The organism is Pseudoxanthomonas sp. LjRoot204_2 (genome assembly GCF_056175765.1).
Genome location: NZ_JBGFFG010000107.1, coordinates 1 through 8,880 on the forward strand (window position 1 = coordinate 1; position 8,880 = coordinate 8,880).

At 68.1% G+C, this 8,880-nt stretch carries 12 protein-coding genes; 3 read left to right on the forward strand and 9 right to left on the reverse strand.

The features are described 5' to 3' along the window. Positions 1-195: 195 nt before the first annotated feature. From tatC to AC04L7_RS07020, 4 genes are all read right to left on the reverse strand, one after another. Entirely contained in the window at positions 196-951 is a 756-nt protein-coding gene (gene tatC, locus AC04L7_RS07005; protein ID WP_436000774.1) for a twin-arginine translocase subunit TatC, read from the reverse strand. After that, entirely contained in the window at positions 948-1,460 is a 513-nt protein-coding gene (tatB, locus tag AC04L7_RS07010) for a Sec-independent protein translocase protein TatB (RefSeq protein WP_296281633.1), read from the reverse strand. The genes tatC and tatB overlap by 4 nt, the downstream gene beginning before the upstream one ends. A gap of 24 nt (positions 1,461-1,484) precedes the next feature. Then, entirely contained in the window at positions 1,485-1,706 is a 222-nt protein-coding gene (tatA, locus tag AC04L7_RS07015; protein ID WP_296281632.1) for a Sec-independent protein translocase subunit TatA, read from the reverse strand. A gap of 81 nt (positions 1,707-1,787) precedes the next feature. Beyond that, positions 1,788-2,645 (reverse strand): lipid-binding SYLF domain-containing protein, encoded by an 858-nt coding sequence (locus AC04L7_RS07020; protein ID WP_296281631.1) that lies wholly within the window; start codon positions 2,643-2,645, stop codon positions 1,788-1,790. A 148-nt stretch (positions 2,646-2,793) separates the two neighbouring features. Between AC04L7_RS07020 and hemH the strand changes: the two genes are divergently transcribed. Together hemH and AC04L7_RS07030 are read left to right on the forward strand one after the other, a co-directional pair. Next, the gene (hemH, locus tag AC04L7_RS07025) at positions 2,794-3,753 is read left to right on the forward strand and encodes a ferrochelatase (protein WP_436000771.1); all 960 of its coding nucleotides are present in this window, start codon (positions 2,794-2,796) and stop codon (positions 3,751-3,753) included. Then, positions 3,750-4,598: an alpha/beta fold hydrolase gene (locus AC04L7_RS07030; RefSeq protein WP_436000769.1), complete on the forward strand. Its 849-nt coding sequence runs from the start codon at positions 3,750-3,752 to the stop codon at positions 4,596-4,598. Before hemH ends, AC04L7_RS07030 begins: the two co-directional genes overlap by 4 nt. Here the strand turns inward: AC04L7_RS07030 and AC04L7_RS07035 are convergent. From AC04L7_RS07035 to ttcA, 5 genes are all read right to left on the reverse strand, one after another. After that, a complete protein-coding gene (locus AC04L7_RS07035; RefSeq protein ID WP_296281627.1) occupies positions 4,578-5,114 on the reverse strand; it encodes a hypothetical protein in 537 nt (178 codons plus the stop codon). The two genes, AC04L7_RS07030 and AC04L7_RS07035, sit on opposite strands and share 21 nt — an antisense overlap. A gap of 194 nt (positions 5,115-5,308) precedes the next feature. Then, positions 5,309-6,100, reverse strand: a complete 792-nt coding sequence (locus AC04L7_RS07040; protein ID WP_296281624.1) for a YgjP family zinc-dependent metalloprotease — start codon at positions 6,098-6,100, stop codon at positions 5,309-5,311. Positions 6,101-6,174: 74 nt separating this feature from the next. Further along, positions 6,175-6,534, reverse strand: a complete 360-nt coding sequence (locus tag AC04L7_RS07045) for a hypothetical protein (RefSeq protein WP_296281623.1) — start codon at positions 6,532-6,534, stop codon at positions 6,175-6,177. 95 nt (positions 6,535-6,629) lie between these two features. Further along, on the reverse strand, positions 6,630-7,535 hold the full coding sequence (locus AC04L7_RS07050) for a recombination-associated protein RdgC (protein ID WP_475512741.1): 906 nt from the start codon (positions 7,533-7,535) through the stop codon (positions 6,630-6,632). Between the two features lie 66 nt (positions 7,536-7,601). Beyond that, positions 7,602-8,513 (reverse strand): tRNA 2-thiocytidine(32) synthetase TtcA, encoded by a 912-nt coding sequence (ttcA, locus tag AC04L7_RS07055; protein ID WP_296281619.1) that lies wholly within the window; start codon positions 8,511-8,513, stop codon positions 7,602-7,604. Between the two features lie 143 nt (positions 8,514-8,656). Here ttcA and AC04L7_RS07060 point away from each other — a divergent pair, with 143 nt between their 5' ends. Further along, positions 8,657-8,863: a YdcH family protein gene (locus AC04L7_RS07060; protein WP_296281618.1), complete on the forward strand. Its 207-nt coding sequence runs from the start codon at positions 8,657-8,659 to the stop codon at positions 8,861-8,863. Positions 8,864-8,880 lie beyond the last annotated feature (17 nt).

Consider the following 8,880-nt stretch of genomic DNA (forward strand, 5'->3'; position numbering starts at 1 on the left):
CTGCTGATCAACGCCTGCTGATCAACGCCACGATGGTGGGCAGCCTGATGCCCATCATCGCAGGCGCGGCGTACACCGCGTGGCGTCAGATGCTGGATGGGGATAAGCCTGCGTCGACAGGTGGCTCTTCGCCGACGTCGACGCGGATCGAGGTCTGAACCTTAGGGATCGTGAGGCGGCGGGCCAAGGCCCGCCCTACGAAGCGGGCTGTTCTTTCGGTTTGAGCCAGCCCGCCGCGATGATGCCCAGCTCGTAAAGCAGGCACATCGGGATCGCCAGCATCAGCTGCGACACCACATCGGGCGGGGTGATCAGTGCGGCGATGACGAAGACACCGACGATCGCGTAACCGCGCCCCTCCCGCAGCTGCTGCGGCGTCACCCAGCCCAGCAGCACCATGATCACCAAGGCCACGGGCAGCTCGAAGCTCACGCCGAACGCCAGGAAGATCACCATCACGAAGTCCAGATACTTCGCCGGGTCCGGCGCCAGCGTCACCATGTCCGGCGTGAACACCGTCAGTGCGTGGAACACGCTGGGCAGCACGAGGAAGTAGGCGAACGCACACCCCGCGTAGAACAGCACGATGGCCGACACCAGCAAYGGCATCGCCAGGCGCTTCTCATGCTTGTACAGACCGGGCGCGACGAAGCTCCATGCCTGATACAGCAACCAGGGCGAGGACAGGAACAACGCGAGGAAGAACGCCAGTTTGATCGGCGCGAAGAACCCGGAGGTCGGGTCGCTGGCGATCATTTGCGTGGCCTGCCCGGCGGGCAGTTGCGAAATCAGCGGCTGGGCGAGGCGATCATAGAGCTGGCGTACGAACGGCAGCAGCGCCAGCAGGATCACCCCGGTACCCGCCAGCCCGCGCATCAATCGCGTGCGCAGTTCCAGCAGATGTTCCATCAGACTGCTTTCGGCTTCCTGATCCGGGGAGGTGCGATTCATCGCGCGTCCTTGGGCGGGAACAGGTCGGCGGTGGTGCCGGCTTCAGGCTGGTGGTTCGCTTCCAATGGCGCATCGATGTCCGCGTCGGTCGTCGCATCGGAACGGCGTTCCGATTCGATCACCGGCTCGGGCTCCCTCTCTGCAGATGCTGCCGGCGGCCTCGCGAGCGCGGGAGGCGTGATGGCGGATTCGACGTCGTCGCGAAGCGCCTTGGCGTCCTCGCGCGCCGCCTGGCGCACGTCCTCGAACTGGCGTTCGGTCTCGCGCGCGCTGTCGCGGATACGCTGCTCGGTATCGCGCAGGGCGTCCTGAGCATCCCTGAGGTTGCGCTTGAGTTCTTCGGACGCGAGCTCGCGCTCCAGCTCGTCCTTCACCGAGTACCACTGCGCGCGGGCGCGTCGTACCCACAGGCCGGCGAACCGCGCCGCCTTGGGCAGGCGCTCGGGGCCGAGCACGATCAACGCGACGACCGCGATGACCAGCAGTTCACTGAAACCGATATCGAACATGGTCGCGGCGGACGTCCCGCCGGATCAGCGGGCGTCGCGGTCGCGCTCTTTGGCGGCGTCGGATGCGTCGCTGCGCGACTGGTCATCGAGCTGGCCGGCGGGCTTGTCGTCGTCCTTCATGCCCTTCTTGAAACCCTTGACCGCTTCGCCCAGGTCCTGGCCGGCATTGCGCAGGCGCTTGGTGCCGAAGACGAGCAACACGACCACCAGCACGATGATCCAATGCCAGATGCTCAAACCGCCCATGGTGTGCTCGCAGGAAAGTTGGGGCGCTCAGGATAGCGCAGGCAGACCGCCGGGATGGCGATCCACCGCCCATTACTTCCGTTACGGGGTGCCATCCAGCGGTTCGGTGCGCACCTCGCCGTCCTGCACGGGCTCGAATCCCTGCGCCTGGGCCGGGGCTTCGACGACCACCGGCGCGACGGCGGGCGCGGGGGTGCGCGCAGCGGCCGACGCCGTTGCGCCGGCCGTGCCACGGTTGCCGCGTGCCAGTTCGGTGACTTCCTCCAGCTCGTCGCGGAAGCCGACCACCGCATCCGACGGCTGCCCGGCGCGGCTCTCGAAAATGGCGCGAGGCGTCGCGGCGCTGCCGTAGACCGAGGTGTTGGCTTCGTCGTCGATCTGCAGCACCGCGCCATCGAGCGCCACCCCGGCGAACAGACCGCGCGCCCGCGACCACGACCAGATCTCGGCCTTCAGCTGGCCGTCGGTGGATGCGCTGGCGTTGCGGCCCACCGGACCGGCGGCCACGCCCGCGTCGGCGCCGAGGGTGAACTTGCCGTTGACGATGGAGTCGAGCGAGCGGTCGTTGCGGAACACCAGCACCACGTCCGACGACTGCACGCCAGCCTGGAAGCCGATGCTGCCACCGGTGAGCTTTATGAAGACCGGCTGCGACCAGCTGCCGTCCGGGTTCTTCACCGACATCAGGCCGTGGCCGCGACGGCCGCCGATCACCAGCCCCGCCTTCAGCGTGTCGGGGATCACGACGATCGCCCGCCCTTCGTCGAGCAGCTTGTCGGGAATGCCGTTTTCCGGAATGCGCTGGATTTCGTTGAGCACGCGCACCGCATTGGCGGCGCGCTCGTCCTCCTTCGGCCCCGCGATGGCCTGGCCGGCGAACAGGGCGGCGGCCAGGGCGAGCGCGGTGGGCGGCAGCAGGCGACGGGAGGTGCGGTTCATGGCGGCTCCATAAGGGGGTTTCGCAGCAGGACGCTGCAACTGCTTGAAAGTAGGCGCGCAGGGATGAATCGGTGCTGACAGCGGGCGCCGACCACCGGTGGTGCAAGACCGGCTCGGTGCGATGCAGGGGCTCTGCCACAATACGCGGATGTCCGACACGCCCACCGCCCTGCTCGTCGTCAACCTCGGTACGCCCGAGGCGCCGACACCTCGCGCCGTCCGGCGCTACCTGGCCGAATTCCTGCACGACCATCGCGTGGTGCAGCTGACGCGCTGGCTATGGTGCCCGCTGCTGTACTTCCTGATCCTGCCGCTGCGGGGACCGAAGGCGGCCGCGAAGTACGCCAGCATCTGGCTGCCCGAGGGTTCGCCGCTGGCCGTGTACACGCGTCGCCTGGCCGTTGCGCTGCAGGCACGGTTGCCGGCATGGCGCGTGCGGGATGCGATGCGCTACGGCGAGCCATCGGTGGCCAGCCGCCTGCAGGCGCTGCGGGCCGAGGGCATCCGACGCGTGGTCGTGCTGCCGCTGTATCCGCAGTACTCCACGACCACCACCGAGTCGGTGCGCGACGTGGTCGTGCGCGAGGCGACGGGCTTGGAGGTGCGCTTCATCGAGGACTATTCCGTCGATGCCGGTTGGGTGGAGGCGGTCGTCGATGCGATCCGCCAATGGCGCGCGCGGCAGGGGGCGGGCGAGCACCTGCTGTTCTCCTATCACGGGCTGCCGCAGCGTCTGGCGCGCAACGGCGACCCGTATCCGCAGCGCTGCGAGGCCAGCACGCGTGCCATCGTGCAGGCGCTGGGACTGCGCGACGGCGAGTGGACGCTGACCTACCAGTCCCGCTTCGGCAAGGAGCGCTGGCTGGAACCGGCCACCGACACCACCCTGCAGGCGCTGGTGGCGCGCGGTGTGCGCAAGGTCGATGTGGTGTGTCCGGGCTTCGCGGTGGATTGTCTGGAGACGCTGGAGGAGGTCGGTATCGGCTTCGCGGAGCAGGTCGCGCACGCCGGCGGCGAGCTGCGTTACATCCCGTGCCTCAACGATGATGGGCAGCATGCCGATGCGCTGGCTGCGCTGGCACGCCAGGCGGACGACGCGCGCGCATGACGTTGGAGGCATTCGAGGTCGACATCGCGCTGGGCCGGATCAGCGGGCTGCGCAGTGCGACGAAGACGGGTCCGCGCGTGCTGGCCCTGCATGGGTGGCTCGACAATGCGGCCAGCTTCGTCCCGCTCGCCGGCCATCTGCCGGGGATACAGCTCGTGGTGCCGGACCTGCCGGGCCATGGGCGCAGCGCGCATCTTGCGCCCGGGGCGGAGTACACCAGTGGCGTGGCGGTCAACGCGGCGCTCGATATCGCCGATGCGCTGGGCTGGGAGACGTTCTCGCTGCTCGGCCATTCGATGGGTGCCGGGATCGCCAGCCTGATGGCGGCCGCCGTGCCGCAGCGCGTGGAGCGCCTGGTGGTGATCGAAGCGCTCGGTGGCCTGGCCGAGACCGTCGAACGCACGGCCGACCGGTGGCGCGAGGCGATCGCCGCTGCGCGTTCTCTGCCGGGCAAGCAGCTGCGCGTGTTCGGCGACCTCGCGGCACCGGTGCGGGCGCGCATGCAGGCGAACCAGTTGAGCGAACCCGCCGCGCGCCTGCTGGTCGAGCGCGGGGTACGGGCGGTCGACGGCGGCTATGTCTGGAGCAGCGACCCGCGCCTGACCCTGCCCACCCCGCAACGACTGGACGAGGCGCAGCTGGCAGCGCTGGTGGCAGGCGTCGCCTGTCCGACCACCGTGGTCTACGCGGACCCGCCACAGGCCTATTTCCCGGAACCGTTGCGCTCGCAGCGGGCGGCACTGCTGCCCGACGGCCGGCTGCATGTCATCCCCGGCACCCACCACCTGCACATGGAAGACCCCGCGACGGTCGCCGCGCTGGTCTCAGCGTTTCTGCTGCCCTGACGCGCCGCGCTTGGCGGAATGAAACGCTACCGCCAGCGCGATATCGCCCTTCCGGATCGGCGCGCTGCTCCGCCACCATGCGGTGGTGGCGGCATCCAGTTCGCTGTCGTCCTGCGCCAGGCGGCGCAGCAGGGTGATGTCTTCCGCACTGGCCAGTTGCTCGTCGGGAAGGTAATACCGCTCCAGCGGAAGCCGCGCAGCCTCCGGCGTGCGGGTCAGGCGTGCGATGAGCGCTATGGCGGCGAAGCCCAGCAGCACGTAGCCGGCCAGGAGGGTGGGAATCGAATCCCGCGCGCTGCCCACCCACGCCACGGTTCCGGCCACCAGCAAGAGTGCGAGGAGCAGCCTGGCGACACGGTCGAACCGCTGGATCGCACTGGCAGCCCGCCGACGCTCGCGCGCTCGGTTGCCGGCCTCTTCCACCGACAGGCTCTTGCGGCTCATCAGGGCGCGACGGGCATTGAGGCTGGCCGCCGTCTCGGAGGTGGGGACGGCATACAGCGAGAACTTCCGCATCGAATCTGCACCTTCGTCGCGCGTGGCGGAGACGGCACGGGAAGGGGAACGGGGGGTAAGCGGGCGGTGATCCATGGCGATATCGGCAGTGGGAAGGATCCGACGAGGTGTCGGCGCTCCCCAGGGGGCCGCCACCATCGGCTCCCCATTGAATCGTGACGCACGTCTCACTCAGGACATGCAATCCCTTCTCATCAGCCCTGGCGGGTCTCGAGGAGACGATGCAGCGAGGCCTTCAGCCGACGCCCTTCCGCATGGAACCAAGCGCGTTCGTCGCGCCAGGCCGGAAAGCGGACTTCGACCTCCCGCCAGAAGGCCGGCGAATGGTTGGCCTGGAGCAGATGGCACAGCTCGTGGACCAGCACGTATTCGAACGCCGAAGGGCGGCCCAGCACCAGCGCCAGGTCCAGCGTCAGCGTGCCATCGGGTGCCAGCGACCCCCATTGCGAGGACATCACCTTCAGGCGGATCTGCCGCGGCGACCGGGGCAGTCCCGCGAGATAGCCCGGCAGCCAACGACCGATGTCGGCACGCGCTTCGGCCTCGTAGAAGCCGCGTAGCGTCCTCCGCAAGGTCGCATCGCTGACGCGGGCAGGCAGGAATGCATGGATGCCGTCCTGCTGCCGTTCGATCCGCGCGAAACGTCCCTCGTGCCAGTGCAGGGGAAGGTCTTCGCCGCGCAGCGGCAGGTGGCTCGTCACGCCCGGCGCCCAGGGTGTCGCGTCGTCATCGGGTGCATGGCGGGCGAGCTGTTCRCCGAGCCACCCACGATGCTGCTGCAGGAAGCGGTCGCCGGAAACCAGACTCGCGCGCCACGGCAGCGTCAGCCGTGCGCCGCGTTCGTCGACGCTGAGCTTCAGGCGCTTCGCACGGGGATCGCGGACGCGTCGGACTTCGATGGTCGCGCCGTCGTCCAGCGTCAGGTGAACCACATCGCGTTCGATGCTTCGCGGGGGGGCGGGTTTGCGGTGGAGCAGTCGGAGCATGGGCACGCCGTAGCGGTGAACGAAGAAGCCGGCGTAGGCGCCGGCTTCTTCGTGGGGACATCAGGCCGGCGCGATCACTGTCGGTACCGGTAGGCCGAGGAACTGGCCATGGGGCGTCCGTAGGGAACGCCCACCGACGGGGGACCGGGAGGTTGGGAGGCGACGAGCGCGTGGGCCTCCTGACGCCAGCCGGTCAACAGCCGTTCGCAGCGGTTGGCCAAGCCGCGTTCGTCATCGGTTGCGGCGAAGGCCTTGTCGTCGCATTGGCGGATGAACTGCTTGCCGGAGGGCGTCAGCACGTCCGGGGTGACAAGCTTGAAGTCGTGGCGCGCGGTTTGCGTGGACGCCTCAGGCGCCGACTCGGGTGTGGCCATGCATGACCCCGCCGCCGTCAAGGCGACACCCAGGGAAAACACGATCAGGATCGACTTCATCTCACTCTATCCTTGTGTGGTCGGCAATCGATCCTGCGCCCGTCTCCGGACGCGTGTCAATGCGAAGGCATCCCACCCTCGGACCGCGGACCGATTCAGCTTTCGACCTTGCTGAGCTTCAACGCATGCTCCAGCACCAGGAACAGCCGCTTCAGCTCGCCCGCCATCAGSGCGAAGCGSGCATCGAGCTCGGCRCGCAGGTCGTCGTGYTCGGTGTTYTCCAGCTKGTCSACSGCGCCGTCGAGGAACTTSAGCTTGCGCACSAYCAGGTCCTCGCCGAGGACGAACGACACGTGGTCGTCCAGCACCAGCGCGAGCTTGGTGACCTGCTTGCCGGCTTCCAGGTGCTTGGCGATCTCGTCGCTCTGCAGTTCCTGGTTCTGGCACTTCACCACCGCGCCGCCTTCCATCGCATCCTTGAGCTCGCATTCCTCACCCAGCGACAGGCCTTCCGGCAACGGTTCGCCGGCGATCCAGCCGGTCAGCACGCTGCGCGGCGCGACTTCGGCGTTGAGCGGGAGAGCGGGGAAGCTGCCCAGCGCTCGGCGCACTTCCGACACCACGTTCTCGCCGGTCTTGCGCGAAGACGCATCGACGGCGATGAAGCCGTGCTCCAGGTCGATCAGCGCGTCGGTACGCGACGGCTTCACGAACGCGCGCGGCAGCAGTTCGTGCAGCAGGTCGTCCTTCAGGCGCTTGCGGGTCTTGCCGCCGGGCTTGCGGCCTTCCTTCGCTTCGATTTCCAGCAGCTTCTTCTGCAGCAGGTCGTTGACCACCGCGCCGGGGAGGATCTTGTCCTCGCCGCCGACGCTGAGCCAGATGGCGTCGTTGATGCGGTGGGAAAGCGCGTCTTCGCCGCGACCGAACGGGGAAATGAAGCCGCGCGAGGACAGCTCCAGCGGGCCGACCGGTTTGAGCACCGCCTCCGGCAGCAAGTCGTCGAGCTGGGAAAAATCGAGGGAGGTCGGGAAACGGAACAGCGTGAGATTGCGGAAGAACATCGATTATCCAGAAGTTGGGAAAAGCCGCTCCTCCCGTGGACGGGCGGAGTGATCGAAACGGAAGGGTTACTGCGGTGTCTCGCCGTCGGCGTGCGGCTCACCGGCCAGCCATGCATGGGCGTCATGCAGCGTGGCGCCGTCGCGATGGCCCAGCGAGAGGAAATCGAACAGTCTTGCGTCGCTCAACTGCGACGGACGGATATCGCCCAGCGCGCGCGCGATGGTCTCGATGCGGCCGGGCGTGTCCCGCTCCCAGGCATCCATCATTTTCTTCACCTGCTTGCGCTGCAGGTTCTCTTGGCTGCCGCACAGGTTGCAGGGGATGATCGGGAACGCCTTCGCATCGGCGTACGCGGCGATGTCGTCCTCGCGGACGTACGCCAGCGGGCGGATCACCACGTGCTTGCCGTTGTCCGACAGCAGCTTGGGCGGCATGCCCGAGAGCTTGGCGTGGAAGAACAGGTTGAGGAAGAACGTCGCCACCAGGTCATCGCGGTGGTGGCCCAGCGCGATCTTGGTGAAACCGTTGTCCTCGGCGTAGCTGTACAGCGCGCCGCGGCGCAGGCGCGAGCACAGCGAGCACATGGTCTTGCCTTCCGGAATCACCCGGCTGACGACCGAGTAGGTGTCCTGCTCGATGATGTGGAAGGGCACGCCGACGCGTTCCAGGTACTCCGGCAGTACCTGTCCCGGAAACCCGGGCTGCTTCTGGTCCAGGTTCACCGCCACCAGCTCGAAGCGCACCGGCGCCTTCTTCTGCAGCTGCAGCAGAATGTCCAGCATCGTGTAGCTGTCCTTGCCGCCGGACAGGCACACCATCACCTTGTCGCCGTCCTCGATCATGCCGAAGTCGGCGATCGCCTGGCCGACCTGGCGGCGCAGGCGCCTGGCCAGCTTGCCCTGCTCGTGCGTGACACGGCGCGGGTCGACGGCCGGGCGGCGCAGGACGGGGTCGGGCAGGGGCAGGACGGTACTCATGCCGCCATTCTACCCGGCGTCCCGATGCGCCCTCGCCCCGGCGCACGGAGGGGCGCGTGATGCCTGGCAGCCACCGTCCCGTCGCGTGCGGCCGGCACCGGCGCGCGGTGACGGTGGGGAGGGCGACGGTGTACGCTCATCGCGTGAACATCGACAGTCTCGCCGACATCACCGACAAGATCGCCGCGCTCCGGGTCGAACATCGCGATCTGGACGACGCCATTGCGCGCCTCGTCGATGATGCGGACGCGGACGAAGTGGCGATCAAGCGCTTGAAGAAGCGCAAGCTGTGGCTGAAGGACTGCATCGCGCGTCTGGAAAGCGCACTGATCCCGGACGAGCCCGCCTGAGTTCCGCACGACGGACA

Bases quoted from the DNA above. Each gene is read 5' to 3' on its own strand.
- AC04L7_RS07020 (WP_296281631.1), bottom strand. From the start codon at position 2,645: ATGAACCGCACCTCCCGTCGCCTGCTGCCGCCCACCGCGCTCGCCCTG.
- AC04L7_RS07045 (WP_296281623.1), bottom strand. From the start codon at position 6,534: ATGAAGTCGATCCTGATCGTGTTTTCCCTGGGTGTCGCCTTGACGGCG.
- ttcA (WP_296281619.1), bottom strand. From the start codon at position 8,513: ATGAGTACCGTCCTGCCCCTGCCCGACCCCGTCCTGCGCCGCCCGGCC.
- hemH (WP_436000771.1), top strand. From the start codon at position 2,794: ATGTCCGACACGCCCACCGCCCTGCTCGTCGTCAACCTCGGTACGCCC.
- AC04L7_RS07030 (WP_436000769.1), top strand. From the start codon at position 3,750: ATGACGTTGGAGGCATTCGAGGTCGACATCGCGCTGGGCCGGATCAGC.
- tatA (WP_296281632.1), bottom strand. From the start codon at position 1,706: ATGGGCGGTTTGAGCATCTGGCATTGGATCATCGTGCTGGTGGTCGTG.
- tatB (WP_296281633.1), bottom strand. From the start codon at position 1,460: ATGTTCGATATCGGTTTCAGTGAACTGCTGGTCATCGCGGTCGTCGCG.
- AC04L7_RS07035 (WP_296281627.1), bottom strand. From the start codon at position 5,114: ATGCGGAAGTTCTCGCTGTATGCCGTCCCCACCTCCGAGACGGCGGCC.